Below are 21,753 nucleotides of genomic sequence, written 5' to 3'. Positions count from 1 at the left end.
TTGCTTTTCATCATCTAATAATGCCGTTACTTAGTTTAAAGCAGCATTTGAATATTATTGTTTTGCTATAAAAATAGGCTCATTAGAAAGATCGACATCTTTGAACTTTTTGATACCTTTATTTTTCTTATTATTCCATACGACAGCTAAACCTAAATAGGTCATTAGCACGGATATGATTGGACTTAAAAAGCTCATAAAAGCATAGGGTGCAAACTCAAATCCGCTAATCCCCAGTGTTGCCACTACAAATGCACCAAACGTGGTCCACGGCATGATCGGTGCCATCATCAATCCCCCTTCACTGACAATACGCGCCAGCATGGCACGACTTAGCCCGACTTTATCAAACTGCTCTTTAAACAGCTCACCATTTAAAATAAAAGACATATAAGCCTCACCGAACGCCGCCGTTGAAGTCATTGAAGAAGCCATGGTCAGTAAGGTCAATGAGCCCACCGTTTTGGCTCTGCTCACCAGCCCAGCAATCAATGTCTCCATATAGCCCACTTTACTTAAAACACCTCCTAATGACAGCGCCATAAATGCCACCGAGAACGTCCACATCATACTTTGGATGCCGCCACGATTTAAGATGGGATCCACATAAGCCGAACCGGTAGAGATTTCGAACCCTGAATTTAAAAACTCTAAGGCGTCAGGCACACTAGCACCCTGAAAGATAACCGCGACTACCAAACCGCTAATCACTGCTATGGTCATCGAAGGTAAAGAGGGAAACTTGATAACATTTAAGGTCAAAAGAATGGCCATCGGCAGCATAACGATGGGGTTTAAGTTAAAATTATCTGCTAACACAGAGCGCGTTTCATTAATGATACTCAAATTCGCGTCATCCGAGCCATAGCGGAAGCCTAAGTATACGAACAACGCTAAAGTAATAAAAAAAGTAGGGGCTATCGTTTGCATCATAGCCTTGAGCGTTTCATACAGATCCGCACCTGCCGACATTGAAGTAAGGTTTGGCGTATCAGAAACCGGTGACATCTTATCTCCAGTAATCGCGCCAGATATAATCATACCCGCCGTTATGGGTAGCGGAATGCCCAAGCCCTGACCGATACCTACAAGGGCAATGCCTACCGTGCCGACAGTTCCCCATGATGTACCAGTACTTAGCGCTGTTATCGTACACAATAAAAACCCAGCTGGTAGAAAAATAGTCGGTGAGATAAAACCCAAGCCATAATAAATGATCGCAGGAACGGTCCCCGCGGCCATCCATGATGCAATAATGGCGCCGATCGCAATGAAAAACCATAAGCCAAAGGTCGACTCTCCGATGCTCTTTTGCATCAGCACCATTAAATCATTAAATCTATAGCCCAAGGTTCTGGAGATTAAGGTGACAAAAACCATCCCAAGCAGTAAACCTACTTGTATCGATACGGTTTTAAAGATCATGATACATAAAATGAGGCTAAAAATGACCGACAGTAACGCCATCGCTGCTAGCTTAAAAGAAGGTTTTTTAAATTCCTGAGTGTTCCCATAACCATTCATTTGCAACTGCCCTCTATTTCAGTTATTTACTAATTATCAAGTTCTTATATTTTAGTCACACTGAATAAACCGTAGAAACAAACTCGGTCACTTAATCACGGGAATATGTAATCACGGGAATATACCATCAAGCGATAGTTTTTCTGCCTATAAGTTGCTATAACTATTCTGCCTCTTCTAGATTGGCAGCCAACTGCGCGCGACTAGGCACACGGTGATAATTAATCACCGGCACATCACCTAAACGCCGTTGACTAGCAGCAAGCTTTTTATCAATGGTAATCATAGCGATTTTTTTATTTTGTTTGCTGACGAGTAAATGATTTGCTTTACGCGTGACGCGATAATCAGGAAAATACTGTTTAATCAGTACGGATGTCTTTTGTAGCGCATCATTTAGGGGTGTGTTTTTACTTTTTAACTTTATATTATTTTTACCAATATGTTTAGGCGCGCGCGATTTTGCAAAAAACCATAGTCCAACGCCGACCGCTATCAATATGACAAGCCACCAAGTTCCGTCTATCATAAGAAGGGATATCCATTATTAATAAGGGTTAGCTCATGTTAGCAGAATTATCACCAGCGTTAACAGCAGAAGTACAACGTGCCGCCAAACTATTGGCATCAAAACAACGCATTTGCCTCTTAACGGGTGCAGGGATTTCAGCAGAAAGTGGTATTCCGACTTTTCGAGATAAGCAAACGGGATTATGGGAAAACTATGCTGCGGAAGACTTGGCGACACCTGATGCTTTTGCTCGCGACCCAAAGCTAGTGTGGTCATGGTATCAATGGCGCAGACAATTGGTCGCCGATAAAACACCGAATCCGGCACATGATGCTTTAGCACAGTGGCAGTACCATACTCAATCCTCTGATCAACAATTGACGCTCATCACTCAAAATGTCGATGACTTGCACGAGCAGGCTGGTAGTACAGTGATTCATCTTCATGGCAATTTATGGCGTAATCGTTGTAGTCAATGTGAGACACCCTACCAAAGCCAATCAAGGGATTCATATAGCAGCGAAGATAGCAGCGAAGATAGCATCGATTTCAATGAGGGATTGATTGACTGCCCTCATTGCGACGGTTATATTAGACCGGATATCGTTTGGTTCGGGGAGTCATTACCTGCACAAGCATGGCAGGCAGCAGAAGAGGCCGCTGCTAATTGTGAGGTATTTATCAGTATCGGCACATCAAGCCTGGTTTATCCCGCGGCTGGATTAGCACAATTGGCAAAGCAAAATGGCGCGAAAATTATCGAGATAAATCCCGATCCAACTCCGAATACCATCGTTGATATTACCTTAGCAGAAAAAGCGGGAGTGATAATGCCATTACTGATACAGCAAATCACTGCGTTGTAATCATAACTATATGGCATATAAGAGAAAATAGGGATTGCTAGTATGAGTTTTTCGAAGACTATGCTTATTAATGCTGTACTTAGTTTAGCGCTAAGCAAAGAAACTTATAGCAGCAAATTTATGAAAACAACTTAAAGCAGCAGTAGCTCAATCGTATTTATTGCAGGGCAAGATCAACTTTCGCTAAGTAAGCCTCTTTTAACTCATCATCTATAAATGAAGACCTAAAAGAATTCTTAACTAAAGTGATAGTATCGTCCTCTGTTAGCGGCAGATTCTCACATATGTTTATAAAATTTTGATTGATATAGCCTTTGAAATACGCCGGATCATCGGAGTTCACAGTGATATTTAGACCGTAATCCAACAACTCTTTGATATTGTGTTCTTTATAACTCTCAAAAACCTTGAGTTCAATATTTGAATTTGGACAAACTGTCAGCGGCATTTGCTCATCTTTTAGTCGTTGCATCAGCGCGGCACTTTTTATCGATTGCACACCATGATCAATTCTATTTATCTCTAATAAATCTAAGGCTTCGTAGATATACGAAAAATCCGCCTCTTCACCGGCATGAGCCACCAATTTAAAGCCTGCTTCTTTTGCTTTTTTAAACACTTCTTTGAACTTTGAAGGAGGATTTCCCATCTCTGAAGAATCAAGACCAACACCGATAATGTCGTCTTTAAATCTCAACGCTTCTTCTAACGTTTCAAACGCCTCTTTTTGTGATAAATGTCTTAAAAAACACATAATGATGCACGAAGTAATGCCATATTGCGTCTTAGCATCAGTGAGCGCTTCTTTGATGCCGGTTATCACTGTTTCAAAAGCGATGCCTCTTGATGTATGCGTTTGTGGATCAAAGAATATCTCAGTATGAATGACATTATCTTCGACACACTTAAGAATGTATTCCCATGTCAAATCATAAAAGTCATCTTTAGTGACAAGGACGTTTGCGCCCGCATAGTAAATATCTAAAAAGGTTTGCAGATTGGTGAAGTTATAGGCATTACGTACATCTTCTATGTCTTTATAAGGAATTTCTATATGGTTCTTTTTTGCCAATCTAAACATAAGCTCAGGCTCTAATGAGCCTTCAATATGTAAATGCAGCTCCGCTTTTGGCAGTTTTTTTATTAAATCGATCATAGTATTCCAGTAGTGATTTTTATATTGGCTCTCTATCAAGAAATATTTTCTTCAATGCTATATATCTATATATGTGTGCTTAAAAGGTATGTACCAGTCATTTTCTACTTCAAAAATACCACTGTATCAGACAGCTCATTACCTGCTGGATCATGTTCGAGATGATAGTACTGACGCAGCACTTGCCCAACTTCATCTAACAACTCAATCAGACTCTCTTCTGTTTTTTTATTGGCAATACCGGACACAGATTTTTCGCACATCGCCTGCCATACTGTCGGGCTAACATGAGTGCTAATACCGCGATCAGCGACGATTTCTAACGTATGCTCGCAAATATTAACATAGACCAAAACGCCAGTGTTTTCTTCGGTATCCCATACCCGATACTCACTAAATAAATCAATAGCGCGATCACGACAGTTGATACGATAGGCTTCTTGGATGGGGAGATGGTTTTCTATAATTAAAAACACCTCACCACGATGGCCGTACTCCACGCGCGTCACTTGTTCTGACAACCGCGCTCTGGCTGCTGGCGTCAGCCATTTGCTATGCAGCATAGGGACAAAAAGTACTTGACGCCACCAACGAGCAAAACTTGTCTGTGACGAATTGCTTTTTACCATTATATTATTTCCTCAAGTACGCCATTACTGGCTGTCATCTAGTGTATAGGTTTACCAAGAACCGCCAGCGCCGCCGCCGCCGAAACCACCGCCGCCACCGCCAAAACCGCCGCCGCCGAAACCACCACCACCAAAGCCGCCGCCACCACCGCCGCCCATACCGGGTAGGAAGATCATACCGCCGCCTCTACGTCCGCCGCCGCGTCCACCTTTACCGCCACCGCCGCCGCCGCGTGAAATCAAGAACAGCCATAAAAATATTGCCATGATGATGGTCATAAATAGACCGCCGCCCAATGCCAGTGAGCCTGCAACAAAACCACCTGCGGTAAGCATAGAACCAAATACGCGACCAAATATACTGGTAATAAAGCTACCAAATATCATCGCCATAATGAACAAGAAAATAGGTGATGGCAGCTCATCTGAGCCTTGCTGGGCATTACGTTCAGCCGCTTGTGCATCCGCACGAGCCAATACTTCAGGGTCAGCGGTCAGACGAGCACCAAGGGCGCTGACGCCTGCCAATATGCCAGCACCATAGTCATCTTGCTTAAATAAAGGGGTAATATCCTCTCGAATAATACGATTGACCGCCGCATCTGGTAGTACGCCTTCTAGTCCGTAACCCGTTAAAATATACATATCACGGTCATTGACAGCGACGACCATCAACAAACCATCATCGATGTCTTTATTGCCAAGCTGCCACTTCTCAGCAACCTGCAAAGCATAGTCAAAGATGGGCACACCGTTGGTAGTAGGCACAATGACAACCGCCGCTTGCGCTAATCCTTGCTGGTAAATCGTACGCAGCTGCGCCTCTAAGCGTTGTTTTTCTTGCGGGTTTAAGATATTAGCTTGATCAATAACAGGATTATTTAAGATAAGCTTATCGGCATCAACACTAGCGGCAGTTGACTGCACAGGCGGCTTTGTTGGAGCTCGCGTCGCTGCTACGCCATCAGTATTAGCGGCATTGGGATTTATTGCCTCATTGCCGAGGATGGCTTCATTAATCGCTTCGTTACCTAATACGGCATCATTGATGGCTTCGTTGGACTCGCCTGCTTTGGCAATAGCCACTAAGTCCTCGACACTACGGTTTTGCATGTTCGAGGGGTTATCAGTAGCAATGGCATTATCGTTGGGCGCCGCATGCAGCACAGACGCACTACTGATGCTTAGTGTGAATAATAATACTGATAAGAGTGTTTTTGAATTATTCATCTAATCTATACCGCCTCAAGTAACATCTGTACTAAATTAATTGGTGCAACAATATTCATTGATATAGCAATAACGGCTTTCAAATGACGTTTTACTAAGCAAGCTGCCCTCTTACCATCACCTAAAGGTATGAACACGCTATGGTATTATGATGTATAGATACCTATATGTGTTCATATCAGCAAAAATGTGGCTAAGACGGGCATAAAAACTCAGTTTAATAAACCAAGTATTTAATAGATAAAGAGAGAATAAGCGCTCACCTTTAGCCATTATCCATTCATCTGGTTTTACTGAGTTTTCTCTGCATCATCACCGAAGTCAACACTTGGTGCGGTCGATATTTCCGCTTCATTAGCCACGCTAAAGTTTGGCTTGGCATTCATGCCAAATACTTTGGCAGTAATATTGGTTGGGAATTGACGCACCGTCGTATTGTAACCTTGTACTTCTTGAATATAGCGGTTACGAGCGACGGCAATACGATTTTCAGTCCCTTCGAGCTGCGCCTGCAAATCTTGGAACAACGCATCCGATTTTAGCTCAGGATAGCGCTCAGAAACTGCCATTAGGCGTGATAGCGCGCCAGTCATCTGTTCTTGCGCGGCGGCATAACGCTCCATCGTTTCAGGGTCGTTGAGTACCTCTGGCGTCACGGTAATACTACCAGCACGTGAGCGCGCTTCGGCCACTTGGGTAAAGACTTCTTGTTCTTGCTCAGCATACTGCTGCACGACTTTTACCAAGTTTGGCACTAAGTCTGCACGACGTTGGTATTGGTTGACCACTTCTGACCACGAAGCGGTCACTTGCTCATCTTGGGCTTGAAGATTGTTATAACCACAACCGGTCAAACCAACGGTAGAAGTCGCTAATACAGCCGATAGCAACATAGGTTTTACAATAGATTTACGCGTCATTGTGGCGTCTCCTAATAATGATAAAAATCAAATAATGAATAACAAATTTTTAGTGTACTTTTTTACTACTTTTTTGGATGCTATCTTAAATATGACGAAACTATAATAGTACGAAACTATATAAGCTACTATTTCATATTCACAGCCTACGATATATTGTGCTAATAATGGCGCTATAACGCTTTTTTTACAATTCGTCGTTACCAAAACACAACCGCAAGCAACGACTTGTAGCATAAGCTTGCGCTCTGTTTTGACTAAGTAACTTGATAAGCTTGCTCATCACCTACTATTAATAAAACATTTAATATGGATATAAACAATGCCTACACCATAGTCCACGGCATTCTATCTCTCAATAACGCTTATCGAAATGACTATATAAATACTTGTAAGAAAAAAATTGTAGTAATTGACGAAAAAATATGGCAAATTGCAGTTACGTAGCTGTACGGTTTGCACACATTTGGTAGTGGACTTATTTATTCGTTAGTACTAGCGAATGATTTATTTATCATTTAAAAGAATGAATAGACAGACAAATCATCGCTTTATGATTCTATTACGCAATTGTGCTCAGCTGATACCGCTCATAGTAAATCGAATACCGTCATGATGACGGATATTTAATATTATAACCGCCTGTTTTATCCATTGGTCTATTAATAACAGTGTTTAGGCTTATAACAGAACGACAAAACACCACGTTATATTGACAGTAAACAAGCGAGCATAGCCAAGCTTAGTAATAAGCCAAGCGGATAAATACAGACAACTACAGTCCATTCTTGGTGACTATGCACATATGAAGCTTAAAAGATAATTTTAAGTATATGCAAAAAGTTTGAGTGGCTAGCGTTAATAAGGATATTAAATCGTTAGCTCACTCTTTGCATCCTCATATATAGTCATTTTGAGACAGTTGAAGGAATAGATATATGGAAGGTTTAGTCGATTTAGTAAACGGAATTATTTGGAGCCCAGCATTAATTTACTTATGCTTGGGCGCAGGTTTATTTTACTCCATCATGACGCGCTTTGTACAAGTTCGTCTATTTGGTGAAATGATTAAATTACTATTCACTGGTAAGTCCAGTGCTGATGGTATTTCATCATTTCAGGCACTTGCCGTCTCACTTGCTGGTCGTGTGGGTATGGGTAACATCGCCGGGGTAGCTGCTGCTATCGGCTTCGGTGGCCCAGGAGCCGTATTTTGGATGTGGGTTGTGGCGTTTTTAGGCGCATCTACCGCCTATGTTGAATCAACACTGGCACAGATTTATAAAGAAAAAGACGTTGTTACTGGCGAATACCGTGGTGGTCCTGCTTATTACTTCGAGCGAGCACTCGGGCAAAAATGGTATGGCATTCTATTCGCTGTTGCCTCTATCTTAGCCTGTGGTATATTCTTGCCAGGCGTTCAGGCAAACGGCGTTATCAGTGCCTTTGCTCAGGTGATGGGTGAAGGTACGATCATGAATGTCGGCGGCTTAGAAGTCGGCTCTATGCGTTTAGTGGCGCTAGGTATCATTCTCGTTATTCTAGGTATTATCATCTTCGGTGGTATTAAACGTATTGCAACCTTTACTGAGTACGCCGTTCCTTTTATGGCGCTTGGTTATATTGCTTTAGCACTCATCATCATGTTCAGCAACTTCAGTTTGATCCCAGATGTATTTGGTTTGATCATTGGTGATGCATTTACTGCACAAGCTGGTTTTGGTGCGGCAATTGGTTGGGGTGTAAAACGTGGTATTTACTCTAACGAAGCGGGTCAAGGTACTGGCCCTCACGCTGCTGCTGCTGCTGAAGTTGAGCATCCATCACAGCAAGGTTTGGTACAAGCGTTCTCAGTCTATGTAGATACACTGCTAGTTTGTTCTGCTACGGCATTTATGATTTTATCTACTGGCATGTATAACATTCAAGGTACGTTACCAGATGGACAGTTCATTCTCCAAAATGTAGCTGCTACTACTGAAATTAACTCACCCGCCTTTACGCAAATGGCGATGGAATCGGTATACGGTACCTTTGGTAATGTCTTTATCGCAATCGCTGTATTCTTCTTTGCCTTTACGACTATCTTGGCCTACTACTATATCGCTGAAGTGAACATTGCGTATCTAACCCGCTTTATCAGCCGCGGTGCTCATAAGAAAGGTGTTTTCTTAGTTAAAATCTTGATTATGGTTATGGTTTCATACGGCGGTCTCAACTCAGCAGGTTACATCTGGGACATCGGTGATATTGGTGTTGGCCTTATGGCTTGGCTTAACATTGTTGGTATCTTGGTCATCTTCTTTGTGGCTCGCCCAACGCTCACTATGCTTAAAGACTATGAAGCACAGCGTAAAGCTGGCGTGACACGCTATAGTTTTGATCCCGCTAAATTCGGTATCAAAAACGCGCCGTACTGGGAAGAGCGTCATCGCAAACAGATGGCAGCAATGAACAATGATCCTTTACATAAAGATCCCAAGTAAAAATCTCTAAAGTAAATAATACTTACTAAGTTAGTAAAGCAAACAGAAAAGCCCGTGAGCATAGTCACGGGCTTTTCTGTTTGCATACCACTACCTATATTCTAATCAAGGCACAGTAAAATCGATACGTTAAGACTGACATTTTTATAATGAGAGTCACTTTTTATAGGTATAAACTTGCTAGCTTGCCATTAATAAGCTTGGCTCAATGCTACAAAAAATCCACCACAGCAATATCCTACTTTTTAAATGGTTTGAACCATAACTCTTTATAACTTATTAACAGACAAAAAGAAGCCCAGCTCGATAGCTAGGCTTCTTAGATATTATTTATAATAAGGTTTTGTTTTTAATAAAACCTTATTTAGGTAACAATTATTTAGGTAATAATACGGTATCGATTACATGGACAACACCATTAGTCGCCATCATATCTGTTGCAGTAATAGTAGCTTTATTGCCACTTGCATCGGTAATAACATTGTCAGAACCGATAGTAATGGTTTGACCATTGACCGTTTCGATAGCAGTATCATAAGGAATGTCAGCTGCTTTTACTACCATAGGAACAACATGGTACGGTAGTACGCTTTTTAGCAAATCGGTATTAGCCAATAACTCTTCTTTAGTAACGTCCAATTTAGTCAATACAGCAGCAAATGCGTCATCAGTTGGAGCAAATACTGTGTATGTGCCTGCGTCCATCATCATACCGTCAAGACCAGCAGCTTTCAATGCAGCAGTTAGTATTGATAAATCCGGGTTTGCAGCAGCCATTTCAGCAATACTTTGGGTAGCTGCTGCTTCAGGCATAGGTGCTGCATCAGCTTCTGCGACTGCTTCAGGAGAAACTTCTGGCTCAACGACTACATCAGTGGTCGCTTCTGGCTCTACTGGCTCGACAACAGCTTCTTTATCGTTACAAGCTGCTAATGAAATTGCTGCTGTCACGACTGCGATAGATAGTAAGTTTTTCTTTAACATAGATATTTCCTTATAGATGAAGAATGAGTTAAGTGATTTCCTTAACGAATCGTTTTTTTAACCAATGAAAATAGCAGCTGGCAGCTTATTTATTAAAATCATTAACCAGCCAGTCTGAACATTAAATCCGCTATATCAATAACTACGATTTTAACGGATTAATTTTTAATTGATGCTTATTTAGGTAGCAACACTGTATCGATCACGTGTACGACACCGTTATTGGCTTGTATATTAGCCATCATAATATTAGAGGTACGACCGCTAGTATCAGTAATCTGTTTTTTATCATGAAAGGTGATACTACTGCCGTCGAGCGTCTCTTGGTTGCCTGCCATGGTTTCATAAGCAAAGACTCGGTCATCCTTGATAAGATAATAAGTGAGTACTTCTATATTTTTTAATTTAAAATTTTCAATTAAAACTTATTTAGGTAATAGCACTCTATCAATCACATGTACCACACCGTTAGTAGCAGCGATATCCGTTTTTAGGATAGTGGCAGTGCGACCACTTTCATCCATTAGTTTGCCCTGATTCGTTACCATGAGCGTATCTTTGCTAAGCATAATGACATTACCCGGCATAACATCTTTCGCATATACTGGCGCGGCGCCATTAATCACATGGTAACTTAAGATTTTAGTTAACAGCGGCTTGTTAGCAAACAGTTGAGCTTTGCTCATACCTGTTTCGTTCAATACTTGCATAAAAGCCGCATTGGTTGGAGCAAGTATTGTAAAGTTCGCATTGGGATTAGACAACGCACCCGCTAAGTCTGCCGCCACTACCGCTTCAACGAGTAGCGAGAAATCAGGATTACTTTGTGCAATTTGTACCACGTTCATTTTTGCCATAGACTGATTGTGCATAGGCGCTTTCATTGCTGCGCTTTTTTGCGGCATCATATTATTACAGGCGCTAAGTCCCACTAATGATACTGCTAATGCACCGATGGTAGCAATTTTAGTAATTTTCATAATATTGTCCTTAATGATTGAGTGTGTCCTACTTTTTATTACTGTCTTATTTACCAATTAGCTTGTTCTTTTATCAGGCTAGCTGTTTAAACATCAGCTAATACTTAGTAGCTGATAGTCATTAGCATCTGCTTATTAGTTAATGGCTATTACCATAGACTTATTAAGTAAATCTTATAAACAACCAATCCTTCTAAACTTAAATTAACATATAAAACAACTTTATCAATTTGCATTTACGCTGTTTTTTGTAATATACGTGTAATTTTTGTCTATTTTTTAGGCAAATGTCTAATTTCATTTTGAAAGTAAAGACCTTTTGTGGCTATTAAAGATAATGATAGGCATTTGCGCTGATAGTATTTTCAAGTACGTCTTAAATAGATAGTATGACGAGTTACTTACCAATGACTAAGCCTATATAAATAGTAGATAGCTGCTGAACGCTCGTTTTGTTAAAGATGAATAAGGACATACCTGCGAATGCACCATTTTTCATGCTAGAATAATATGGATTTGCAACTTTTTTCTTTTAATGTTTTTACCGCGTTTCTTTATCTCCTCTTTTATAATATTGATAATATAAGCAGTGTTCCTATGACCTCGATGACCTCTCCTCAAACCAGTATCACCGTATCTTCTGACACGCCAGCTGTCGACAATGGCAACCCAAATGCCAATCCTAACGATTTCATATTGACACCGCCTGAGGTGTTCCCTTATAAAGCACAGCAGTTGACAGCACGCGCACGTATCACGGAACAGATGGCGTTACGAATTTTGATGCTTGATGGTGCGATGGGAACGCATATTCAGAATTATAAGCTTGAGGAAGCAGACTATCGCGGAGAGCGTTTTGCTAATATTAAGCAAGATGTACGCGGCAATAATGACCTGCTGGTACTCTCACAGCCACATATGATTAAAGAGATTCACCTTGCTCACCTTGAGGCGGGCGCTGATATTATCGAAACCAACAGCTTTAACGGTACGCGTCTGTCGATGGCCGACTATGATATGCAATATCTAGTTCCTGAGCTAAATAAAACCGCTGCCAAGATTGCTCGCGAAGCCGCTGATGAGTTCACTGCTAAGACACCTAATAAGCCACGTTTCGTCGCTGGAGTTATTGGACCAACGTCGCGTACTTGCTCGCTATCGCCTGATGTTAATGATCCTGCCTTTCGTAATATCACCTTTGATGAATTGGTGCTGAATTATCGTGAAGCGACATTGGCATTGATGGAAGGTGGCGTCGATCTCATTTTGATTGAGACGATTTTCGATACGCTAAATGCCAAAGCAGCGATTTTTGCTGTCACAGGCGTCTTTGATGATATCGGATTTGAATTACCTATTATGATTTCAGGGACGATTACCGATGCGTCGGGTCGTACTTTATCGGGTCAAACGGCTGAAGCTTTTTATAACTCTATTCGCCATGCGAAGCCATTAACGGTTGGCTTTAACTGTGCACTTGGTGCTGATGCCCTTAGACCGCATATTCAAACACTGTCAAATATCGCCAACACTTATGTATCAGCACATCCAAATGCGGGCTTGCCCAATGAGTTTGGCGAATACGATGAATCCGCCAAGGAAACTACGGCACTGCTTGAAGGCTTTGCCAAAGCAGGCATTCTAAATATCGTCGGCGGCTGCTGCGGTACAACGCCTGAGCATATTCGCCAAATCGCTAACATGGTGGCAAATTATCCACCGCGCGTCATTCCTGAGATTGCGCCAGCTTGCCGCTTATCTGGACTTGAGCCATTTACCATTACGCCTGATAGCTTATTCGTCAACGTCGGTGAGCGTACCAACGTTACCGGTTCAAAGAAATTCTTGCGTTTGATTAAAACCGAAGCTTATCTTGAGGCGCTCGATGTCGCCCGTGACCAAGTCGAAGGCGGCGCACAAATCGTCGATATCAACATGGACGAAGGCATGCTTGACTCCAAACAAGCGATGATTCATTTCGTCAACTTGGTATCGGGCGAGCCGGACATTAGCCGCGTACCCTTGATGATTGACTCCTCAAAATGGGACATTATCGAAGAAGGTTTGAAGCGCATTCAAGGTAAGTCTATCGTCAACTCTATCTCGTTAAAAGAAGGTCACGCTGAGTTCGTCGAGCGCGCAAAGTTATGCATGCGCTATGGTGCTGCTATTATTGTCATGGCATTTGATGAAGATGGACAAGCCGATACCTTTGAGCGCAAAACTCAGATTTGTAAGCGCAGCTATGACGTATTGGTTAATGAAGTAGGTTTCCCGTCTGAAGATATTATCTTTGACCCCAATATCTTTGCCGTGGCCACCGGTATTACTGAGCACAACAACTACGGTGCCGACTTTATCAACGCGACTAAATGGATTACGGAAAACTTGCCGAATGCCATGGTATCGGGCGGCGTATCGAACGTCTCATTTAGTTTCCGTGGTAACCCTATCCGTGAAGCCATCAACTCCGTATTCCTTTATCATGCGATTCAAAATGGCTTGACGATGGGTATCGTTAACCCTGCCATGCTTGAGTTATATGACGATATTCCTAAAGAAGCACGCGATGCCATCGAAGATGTGATGCTTAACCGCAATCAAGGCGAGACTGGTCAAGATGCCACCGAACGGCTAATGACCATCGCTGAGAGCTATCAGGACGGCGGTAAGAAAAAAGACAGCACCGTCGACATGACTTGGCGCGAAGGCACAGTAGAAGAGCGCATTGCCCATGCGTTAGTAAAAGGTATCACTACCTTTATTGAAGCCGATACCAAAGAAGCGTGGGAGAAATATCCTAGACCACTAGAGGTCATCGAAGGGCCACTGATGGACGGTATGAATATCGTTGGTGATTTATTTGGTGCCGGTAAAATGTTTTTACCGCAAGTAGTCAAATCCGCTCGCGTCATGAAGCAGTCTGTCGCGTGGCTCAACCCGTACATCGAAGCGGAAAAAGTCGAGGGTGAAAAGAAAGGCAAAATCCTCATGGCAACCGTCAAAGGTGACGTCCATGATATCGGTAAAAATATCGTCGGCGTGGTGCTTGGCTGTAACGGTTATGACATTGTTGATTTGGGCGTGATGGTACCCTGTGAAAAAATCCTCGATACCGCAATTGCTGAGGAAGTTGATATCATTGGTCTATCAGGTTTGATTACTCCAAGTCTTGATGAAATGGTCTATGTCGCCAAACAAATGCAAGAACGCGGTATAACGCTGCCCTTGATGATTGGCGGTGCAACGACCTCTAAAGCACATACGGCGGTCAAAGTTGAGCCGCAATACCAAAACAATGGCGTCATATACGTGGCAGATGCGTCGCGCTCAGTCGGCGTAGTGACGAAGCTGCTATCAAAAGAGCACCGTCAAGGTTTGATCGATGAAACCCGCGCAGAATATATAAAAGTGCGTGAGCGCCTCGCCAAGCGTCAACCAAAAGCCGCCAAGATATCCTATGCGGAATCAATCGACATTGGCTTTAAAGATGACTGGGACAACTATGTGCCGCCGACTCCTAATAAGCTAGGACAAGTTATCCTTGATGATTATCCCATCACCAATCTACTGCCTTATATCGACTGGACACCGTTCTTTATCTCTTGGGGTCTGGCAGGTAAATATCCAAGAATATTACAAGACGATGTAGTTGGTGAAGCAGCGCGTGATTTGTTCGATAATGCTAATGAATTGATGCAAAAGATGATTGATGAGAAATTAATCGTCGCGAAAGGTGTATTCAAACTGATGCCAGCACGTCGTACTGGTGCGGATACTGTCACCGTTTATGATAACGATCCACAGCAAGGTGGCAACCCAACCTATCAGTTTGAGCATTTACGTCAACAAAGTGACAAAGCCAGTGGTAAGCCAAACTTTAGCTTAGCAGACTTTATCTCACCATCGGAAACGCATACTGACTATTTAGGTGGCTTTACAGTCTCAATAGTTGGTACAGAAGCACTCGCTGAAAAATATAAAGCCGCTGGTGATGACTATAATGCCATTATGACTCAAGCCTTGTCTGACCGTTTAGCAGAAGCCTTTGCCGAGCATCTACATGAGCTGATTCGTAAAGAGTATTGGGGCTATCAGGCTGACGAAAACCTAACCAATGATGAGATGATTAAAGAAAAATACGTCGGTATCCGTCCAGCACCTGGCTACCCTGCCTGCCCTGAGCATACCGAAAAAGGTAAGCTATTTGAATGGATTGGTACAGGCGATGCTATCGGTACTATCTTGACCGAAAGCTATGCGATGTGGCCTGCGTCTTCGGTTAGTGGCTTTTACTACTCGCATCCTGATAGTGAATACTTCAACGTCGGTAAAATCAGCACCGATCAGTTAGAGAGTTATGCTGAGCGTAAAGGCTGGGATATGAAGACTGCTGAGAAGTGGTTGAATCCGAATTTGTAGGAATGAAGTTGAGTTAACTCATAGACATCTGATAATTATATTTGGCTTACTTATTTAATATAAGTAAGCCATTTTTTATAGAGTAATAACCTGCTTCACGTCAGCAAACTTATCGCTACCTTGATAACAAAATACTTTTATCATTTCCTGCCTATATACATGCTAGATTATTATCTACTTCACTATTTTGAGAAAGGTTATGAAACAAATTGCTCTACTTTCTAGTTGGATTGGCAAAACTTTTGCAATTTGGGCATTGGTCAGTGCCGTCTTAGGATTTATTTTTCCTACATTCTTCGCATCGTTGGCTTTTTTGATTGTACCCATATTGGGAATCATCATGTTTGGTATGGGTATGACTTTGAAGGCGGAAGATTTCGTAGAAATAATCAAGCGACCTAAACCTGTATTGGTAGGGCTGCTGGCGCAATTTACTTTGATGCCTTTGATTGCCTACTTGCTAACCGTCATCTTTAATCTTGATCCTTTAATCGCCGTTGGCGTTATCTTGGTTGGTTGTTGCCCCGGTGGTACTTCTAGTAATGTGATTACTTTCTTAGCCAAAGGCGATGTAGCGTTAAGTGTCGCCATTACCTCTATATCAACCCTACTAGCGCCTTTTTTGACCCCTATTCTCTTAAATGTGTTTGCCGGTCAGCTGATTGATATTGATTTAGCCAGTATGATGCTAACCATTACTAAAATCGTTATTTTACCGATATTATTAGGGGTTATTTTCCACAAATTTTTGGGTAAGAAAATCGAATTTGCTGTCGAGATATTGCCTATGATTTCGGTATTGGGTATCTCAATTATCATAGCTGCCGTTGTCGCGGTTTCTAAAGCAACTATTTTAGAAAGTGGTGCTATCGTCTTTATCGTAGTTGCCCTACACAATATGCTGGGTTATACCTTAGGGTATCTAATCGCTCGCTTATCCGGCTTCACTGAGAAGCAACGCCGTGCCATTATGATTGAAGTGGGTATGCAAAACTCTGGGCTTGGTGCTGCTCTTGCTGCGACTTATTTCAATCCTGTCGCTGCCTTGCCTAGTGCAATATTTAGTGTGTGGCATAACTTTAGTGGTGCGCTGGTTGCCAATATTTTTGCAAAGAGAGATGCTCGTTAAGTCACTGTTCTTCTTATTTATATTCTGCTAAAATTTTATGCTGACCGTAAAGGTAGTGATATAAAAACTGCTGAAAAGTGGTTGAATCGGAATTTGTAGGGTTGATTTTAATTAGAGCTTTCCAGAGAAATGTTTTATGCGGGATTGGTTGTTTAGGTAGCCAATCCCGCTTTTATTTCTATCTGCTAGTCAAAGTGGTGGCTGCGTTTTGAGCCGTTCCTGTCGGCTCGATGATGTCTCAAAGTAATCCACCACAACTTGCCTAGCCGTATTATATCCTCGACAATTGGGGCTAGCGATATCATCGCATTTTTTTCGGGTATTTATCGTGGTTCTAGGTCTTTTTTCTAATAAACATTTTTATGACTATTCTACAAAGAAATCCTGCTCACCTTTAATTTCTCCATTCTCATAATAATATAGGCCTGAAATTTCCAGTCTTTTATTAATACCATCACGACCCTTATCCATTGCGATTTTTTCACCTAATATCGTCCATACTAGTCTACAACCAGTCTTACTCTGTAACTCTTCTAACTTATCTCTACGAATAAGTAAATTTTCAACTTTATTACCATACAAAGAGCCATCGAATAAAACGACTTCTTCATTCTCATCAAGCCATGCACCAGCATACTTAGAGTTAACTAGATTTAGTTCTTGCCATACTAATTTACTAGGAGAAAGTATACCATAAGCTAAATCTGAGTTTTTTCCTCCTTCCCAATTATGTTCTTCTGTGCAAATATAAGCCTTACCTAAAGATCTCCCATCAAAATCTTGTTTAATATCTCGCCAGCCATAGTCTCCATAATACTGATTCTCATACATTTTAAATAGTGGTGACCAGTAGTATTCTAAGTTAAACAAATAATATCTTTGAGCGGGTTGGGGCATCCAATTTCCCATATAATTCTTATTATTTAAATTTTCAATAACATTATTAAATTCAGTATCTTTAATAAGATATGCTTGAACTTTGTACCATATTTTTTGATAGGCACCAGAATAAATGTCTTCGCCAAGTCTCGGTTTTGGCTCATAGGTAATATACTGCTGTAAACTAAACCATCCTTGGTCAGCATATTTTTTTAAAATAAGCTCTCTTGGTTTTATTAGGTTTTCGCTAGATGTTACCCATGCTTCAAAACTATCATACCAATCTTCATATGTTGGATTCATAATAATTTTCAGATCATCTTTTTCGGGAGCAATAAAAGTAGGATCTATATCCCGAATGGAATTATCTAAAGAACCGTCGTACCATATTTTAATTTCTGACTCTCCATGTTTAGTAGACGGGTCTATCATTTCATGATTATCAGACACTCTTGCAAAAACCTCATACAAAGCTATCCACTGATATTTTTTACCTATCCTTTCAATACCGTTTGTATGTTGATCACCACTGGTTGCCTCGTGTTTATCAAAATCTTCATGCTTCTTTAAATCATACCCATAACGCTCAAAAATAAGTTGTACTGCATAATTGCTCAAATTTGAAACATTAAGATATTTGAAATTACGGAATGCTGATTGGAATACATATCTTCCAAAGTCCCCATACCCTCCAGTACCAGCACCGTATTCAGTTGTCATGGAACTAATAATCTTGCTACCTACAAACCGGTATTCAGAATTATCTTTGACTATACTCTCAGGATGATAATTTTCAACAATCTCTTTTCTAGTTGGAAGATTAGTTGGATACTCGCTTATATAGGGAGGTCTACATAACTCAAGTTTCTGCTCGCTAATATTAATAACCTCTTTGTATTGAGCATACTCAACAATATTTCTAGCATAGTCTCTTACGAGAACATTGGGATAAATCTCATCTTGAGTAAAGAAACCTTCAACTAAATAGTCACAAATGCTATGCAATCCTTCAAATTGCTGAGAAGATAAAACTGCTCCATATATTGAGGCAAAAACTCTTTCTAGAACATAAGGATCATTCACATCTTTGAAGATTTCTATGACTTCAAAAGCAATTGATAACTTATTTTGGAGTAACCTAACAAGAGCTAATGTTGCATTATCACGTAACTTAATATTTGTACTTGTAAATAGCCATGATAAGCTGATTCCAACTAACCTACGACTAGCGTTAGATAGTCCTTCAGAAAAAGCTGACTTCTTTGCCCAATTTATTAGATTATAGATTGATGAAGTTTCATAAATGCGACTACTAATATGAGTCGTCCATAATGCATCTCTATCAGCTAAAGTAAAACTATTTAGCCATAAATTAAGATTTTTAGCATTGAAAGGATGGTTAGTACGGCCAGCAACCTGATACCTTAGATTAATAAAAAGGTGGAACAAGTCTCCATCTTGTGAAATATTTCTATCAAAAAATACTTTACATCTATCTAAATAAATATCCTCTTCGCATCTCCAAAGTAAGCTATCAATAAACGCATGACCTAAACTATAGTTCTGATATATTTTATCATTTACAAAAACTTCAAAAAACTCTAGCTTAAAGTTGACAGGAAATAGTACCGATAGGATACTCAAAACACCTGTAGACAATATTCGACCTTTATATTTGACTGATATTGAATCACATTCGAATAATTTATCAAAACTATCCGAAGGGTCGATACTATTGACTATATTTTCGGCTGTTAAATAATCTAAGAATCGTTCAAAAGCAAAGTAAACATACTCATTTTCAGAACTTTTATCTTCATAGCTAAGTAGCAAGTTTTCAGAAATTAGAGCTTCTAAGAAACCATTTGCGTTAGGCTCTTTGAAACCAGTTTTAATGACAAGATTTATTGCCTCTTCATAATGGATTTGGCTACCATTACTCAAATAAATTTCTTCTGCAATCTTGAGTAATACTCTCTTGACATAGTTACTACTATGTCGATAACTAAACCTTGAAACATGTGATAACTTTTTATTAATTATTCTTAAATACTCGTTAAACACCTCTGTTATAAGTTCTATTGAGTGTTCACTACTTGGCGCATTAGATCTATATTCGCAATATATTCTAAGAAAAAGAGGGTTTTTGAATTCATCTACTAACATCGGTTCAGTTGGCAAAGGTAGCTCATAGTGCTTATAGAACTCTTGAACCGCTTCAAAAACATTATGTTCAAAACCTTCATGTAAGATCTCACTAATATTGCCATTACTGATAGCTGGTTTAATACCTTCCAAAACCTCATCTTTATACTCAGAACGTACTGATAAGACCAAACCTACCCATGGATATTTTTTAAACTTATCAATAAAACCTGCTAGAGAATTGTTCCAAAAATATCTACCCTGTCCTTCATTAAGGGCGTCAATAATAACTAAACATCTTTCCTTTTGCTCCTGACCTCTACTATTTAATATCTCTAGCAACCTATCTTCGTTATAGTTTAATCTTAGTTCATTTCTTAAAATCTGACTCCACGGGTTGTCCTGATTACTGAGTTTCTGACCTAATATCAAAATGCATTTATTATTATTATTAATTATATTAGATGCTAAATCGGCTAATAAATGTGATTTACCAACACCTGCTTTTCCATAAATAACTAAATACGGATTATTAAAAATATTAAAGTCTACACTTTCTAAGTTTTCAATATAGCTTCTTAAATTCCAAATATTATTTCTATTTAAATAATTATAACTTTCATTAGTAGATTGTAATATTTCTTCCAAATCAGACCCAATCGTATCAAGCATTTCTACAATGCTTGAAAATGATATCGTCTTAATTTCCTCATTCAGAATTTCACTCCAACTATGTTTTAGCTGACCTAATGCTAAGTCTATAATAACAACGGTTCTGCCTTCTTCTAAGTTATGTTTATCAAAATCAAACTTGAAATCTTTCAGAATTTTATAAATCTTGTTGAGATTATCGAAAATGACCTCTTCAAACCTCTCGTTTCTTAACAATGCATCAAAGCTATTAGATATTTCATCAATTTCGACGTTTAGTGTTTTATTATATCTGGCTCCTAAATCAGCAATCTCACCTCTAACTTGGTTTATAAACCATTCATCAGTTAGAATTTTTTCATCAAATTTACTTTGATTGTTAGAATTTTTTCCTAGTTGCTTTCGAACATATTCTTCAGTTTCAGTTTTCCAGCTTTTAAGCATTTCTACAGGATATGTTAAAGGCTCTCTATCAACTATTTTATGACAAACCGAACATAGCCAAACTCCATTTTCAAAAGATTTTATTTCCGTTGCTGTAATATTTGGATCAAATCTAGGCCCTCCAGAACTTGCAGCACATATATGGGCTGCCTCCCCTATGAGAGTTGTTTTATCAGTAGTTTCAAAATTTGCCGCAATGGTATTTTTTCTACAATCAGGGTTCGAGCAAAGGTTAGCTACCCTATCTCTTAATTGTATTATGGTTAGTTTTGTAAAATTATTCTCTTTAGTTCTAGCCATTTTCAACCCTAAATCTTTAATAGAAGTTACTAAGCTTTTTTCTAAGATGTCTTTTAACCTTTAATCAAACGTGAAAGACGATCAATTTGTCTTCTCAATACTCTCACGCTTTCTACTATTGGCCCGCCGACACTTCTCCGAACAATAAATCACCTGCTCCCAATCCTTTTCCCACTTTTTACGCCACGTAAATGGGCGCTGGCAAACGGGGCAGATTTTTTGCGGTAAGTTTACTTTCTTATGTGCCATTGTCTGCCCCCTCTTTCCGTATATCTCTAACTGACTATTAACGCCTATCTATCTTCTTTTTGATGATCCAACCCTTCATACTTTTTCACGCGGCGACACTGGTCGGAGCAATAGACCATGCTTTCCCAGTTTTTATCCAACTTTTTAGTCCAGCTAAACTCACGCTCGCAGACGGGACATTCTTTTTTACGGACGTTCTTTTTCTTATGCGCCATATTTTTCTCAGTGGTTTATTTCATATATCAGTA

16 protein-coding genes are annotated in these 21,753 nt (G+C 40.2%); 4 read left to right on the top strand and 12 right to left on the bottom strand.

The window, feature by feature from the left end; genetic code table 11:
- Positions 1–54 precede the first annotated feature (54 nt).
- Both nhaC and DABAL43B_RS02670 read right to left on the bottom strand, forming a co-directional pair.
- A complete protein-coding gene (gene nhaC / locus DABAL43B_RS02675; protein ID WP_079690954.1) occupies positions 55–1,524 on the bottom strand; it encodes a Na+/H+ antiporter NhaC in 1,470 nt (489 codons plus the stop codon).
- A 163-nt stretch (positions 1,525–1,687) separates the two neighbouring features.
- On the bottom strand, positions 1,688–2,053 hold the full coding sequence (locus DABAL43B_RS02670; protein ID WP_079690953.1) for a hypothetical protein: 366 nt from the start codon (positions 2,051–2,053) through the stop codon (positions 1,688–1,690).
- Between the two features lie 35 nt (positions 2,054–2,088).
- On the opposite strand from DABAL43B_RS02670, the gene DABAL43B_RS02665 reads away from it, so the two are divergent.
- Positions 2,089–2,901, top strand: coding sequence for an SIR2 family NAD-dependent protein deacylase (locus DABAL43B_RS02665; RefSeq protein WP_079690952.1), 813 nt, complete (start codon positions 2,089–2,091; stop codon positions 2,899–2,901).
- A 157-nt stretch (positions 2,902–3,058) separates the two neighbouring features.
- On the opposite strand, the gene DABAL43B_RS02660 is transcribed toward DABAL43B_RS02665, so the two are convergent.
- The 4 genes from DABAL43B_RS02660 to DABAL43B_RS02645 form a co-directional block, all read right to left on the bottom strand.
- Positions 3,059–4,057, bottom strand: coding sequence for an adenosine deaminase (locus DABAL43B_RS02660; protein ID WP_079690951.1), 999 nt, complete (start codon positions 4,055–4,057; stop codon positions 3,059–3,061).
- A gap of 104 nt (positions 4,058–4,161) precedes the next feature.
- Complete coding sequence (locus DABAL43B_RS02655; protein ID WP_079690950.1) at positions 4,162–4,686, bottom strand: TPM domain-containing protein; 525 nt, start codon at positions 4,684–4,686, stop codon at positions 4,162–4,164.
- A gap of 51 nt (positions 4,687–4,737) precedes the next feature.
- Positions 4,738–5,916 carry a TPM domain-containing protein gene (locus DABAL43B_RS02650; RefSeq protein ID WP_079690949.1) on the bottom strand — a complete coding sequence of 393 codons (1,179 nt, stop codon included), beginning with the start codon at positions 5,914–5,916 and terminating at the stop codon, positions 4,738–4,740.
- A gap of 290 nt (positions 5,917–6,206) precedes the next feature.
- Positions 6,207–6,836, bottom strand: coding sequence for a LemA family protein (locus DABAL43B_RS02645; RefSeq protein WP_079690948.1), 630 nt, complete (start codon positions 6,834–6,836; stop codon positions 6,207–6,209).
- A gap of 938 nt (positions 6,837–7,774) precedes the next feature.
- Between DABAL43B_RS02645 and DABAL43B_RS02640 the strand changes: the two genes are divergently transcribed.
- Complete coding sequence (locus DABAL43B_RS02640) at positions 7,775–9,322, top strand: alanine/glycine:cation symporter family protein (RefSeq protein WP_079690947.1); 1,548 nt, start codon at positions 7,775–7,777, stop codon at positions 9,320–9,322.
- A gap of 375 nt (positions 9,323–9,697) precedes the next feature.
- Here DABAL43B_RS02640 and DABAL43B_RS02635 read toward each other — a convergent pair whose 3' ends face one another.
- From DABAL43B_RS02635 to DABAL43B_RS02625, 3 genes are all read right to left on the bottom strand, one after another.
- Entirely contained in the window at positions 9,698–10,306 is a 609-nt protein-coding gene (locus tag DABAL43B_RS02635; protein ID WP_079690946.1) for a fasciclin domain-containing protein, read from the bottom strand.
- 176 nt (positions 10,307–10,482) lie between these two features.
- Entirely contained in the window at positions 10,483–10,701 is a 219-nt protein-coding gene (locus DABAL43B_RS02630) for a fasciclin domain-containing protein (protein WP_227516765.1), read from the bottom strand.
- Positions 10,702–10,731: 30 nt separating this feature from the next.
- Positions 10,732–11,286 carry a fasciclin domain-containing protein gene (locus tag DABAL43B_RS02625; protein WP_079690944.1) on the bottom strand — a complete coding sequence of 185 codons (555 nt, stop codon included), beginning with the start codon at positions 11,284–11,286 and terminating at the stop codon, positions 10,732–10,734.
- Between the two features lie 606 nt (positions 11,287–11,892).
- Between DABAL43B_RS02625 and metH the strand changes: the two genes are divergently transcribed.
- Both metH and DABAL43B_RS02615 read left to right on the top strand, forming a co-directional pair.
- On the top strand, positions 11,893–15,708 hold the full coding sequence (gene metH / locus DABAL43B_RS02620; protein ID WP_079693013.1) for a methionine synthase: 3,816 nt from the start codon (positions 11,893–11,895) through the stop codon (positions 15,706–15,708).
- A 199-nt stretch (positions 15,709–15,907) separates the two neighbouring features.
- Positions 15,908–16,837 (top strand): bile acid:sodium symporter family protein, encoded by a 930-nt coding sequence (locus DABAL43B_RS02615; protein WP_079690943.1) that lies wholly within the window; start codon positions 15,908–15,910, stop codon positions 16,835–16,837.
- 366 nt (positions 16,838–17,203) lie between these two features.
- On the opposite strand, the gene DABAL43B_RS02610 is transcribed toward DABAL43B_RS02615, so the two are convergent.
- The 3 genes from DABAL43B_RS02610 to DABAL43B_RS02600 all read right to left on the bottom strand — a co-directional run bounded on the left by DABAL43B_RS02610 (position 17,204) and on the right by DABAL43B_RS02600 (position 21,720).
- A complete protein-coding gene (locus DABAL43B_RS02610) occupies positions 17,204–21,256 on the bottom strand; it encodes an NACHT domain-containing protein (RefSeq protein ID WP_079690942.1) in 4,053 nt (1,350 codons plus the stop codon).
- Positions 21,257–21,337: 81 nt separating this feature from the next.
- Positions 21,338–21,505, bottom strand: coding sequence for a DUF2256 domain-containing protein (locus DABAL43B_RS02605; protein WP_079690941.1), 168 nt, complete (start codon positions 21,503–21,505; stop codon positions 21,338–21,340).
- A gap of 44 nt (positions 21,506–21,549) precedes the next feature.
- Entirely contained in the window at positions 21,550–21,720 is a 171-nt protein-coding gene (locus DABAL43B_RS02600) for a DUF2256 domain-containing protein (RefSeq protein WP_079690940.1), read from the bottom strand.
- Positions 21,721–21,753 lie beyond the last annotated feature (33 nt).

The organism is Psychrobacter sp. DAB_AL43B (assembly GCF_900168255.1).
In the GTDB taxonomy this organism is placed as follows: Bacteria; Pseudomonadota; Gammaproteobacteria; order Pseudomonadales; family Moraxellaceae; genus Psychrobacter.
The sequence above is the reverse complement of the archived record's forward strand: the minus strand, read 5'-3'. Positions and strand labels throughout refer to the sequence as shown.

Bases quoted from the DNA above. Each gene is read 5' to 3' on its own strand.
- nhaC (WP_079690954.1), bottom strand. From the start codon at position 1,524: ATGAATGGTTATGGGAACACTCAGGAATTTAAAAAACCTTCTTTTAAG.
- DABAL43B_RS02670 (WP_079690953.1), bottom strand. From the start codon at position 2,053: ATGATAGACGGAACTTGGTGGCTTGTCATATTGATAGCGGTCGGCGTT.
- DABAL43B_RS02665 (WP_079690952.1), top strand. From the start codon at position 2,089: ATGTTAGCAGAATTATCACCAGCGTTAACAGCAGAAGTACAACGTGCC.
- DABAL43B_RS02660 (WP_079690951.1), bottom strand. From the start codon at position 4,057: ATGATCGATTTAATAAAAAAACTGCCAAAAGCGGAGCTGCATTTACAT.
- DABAL43B_RS02655 (WP_079690950.1), bottom strand. From the start codon at position 4,686: ATGGTAAAAAGCAATTCGTCACAGACAAGTTTTGCTCGTTGGTGGCGT.
- DABAL43B_RS02650 (WP_079690949.1), bottom strand. From the start codon at position 5,916: ATGAATAATTCAAAAACACTCTTATCAGTATTATTATTCACACTAAGC.
- DABAL43B_RS02645 (WP_079690948.1), bottom strand. From the start codon at position 6,836: ATGACGCGTAAATCTATTGTAAAACCTATGTTGCTATCGGCTGTATTA.
- DABAL43B_RS02640 (WP_079690947.1), top strand. From the start codon at position 7,775: ATGGAAGGTTTAGTCGATTTAGTAAACGGAATTATTTGGAGCCCAGCA.
- DABAL43B_RS02635 (WP_079690946.1), bottom strand. From the start codon at position 10,306: ATGTTAAAGAAAAACTTACTATCTATCGCAGTCGTGACAGCAGCAATT.
- DABAL43B_RS02625 (WP_079690944.1), bottom strand. From the start codon at position 11,286: ATGAAAATTACTAAAATTGCTACCATCGGTGCATTAGCAGTATCATTA.
- metH (WP_079693013.1), top strand. From the start codon at position 11,893: ATGACCTCTCCTCAAACCAGTATCACCGTATCTTCTGACACGCCAGCT.
- DABAL43B_RS02615 (WP_079690943.1), top strand. From the start codon at position 15,908: ATGAAACAAATTGCTCTACTTTCTAGTTGGATTGGCAAAACTTTTGCA.
- DABAL43B_RS02610 (WP_079690942.1), bottom strand. From the start codon at position 21,256: ATGGCTAGAACTAAAGAGAATAATTTTACAAAACTAACCATAATACAA.
- DABAL43B_RS02605 (WP_079690941.1), bottom strand. From the start codon at position 21,505: ATGGCACATAAGAAAGTAAACTTACCGCAAAAAATCTGCCCCGTTTGC.
- DABAL43B_RS02600 (WP_079690940.1), bottom strand. From the start codon at position 21,720: ATGGCGCATAAGAAAAAGAACGTCCGTAAAAAAGAATGTCCCGTCTGC.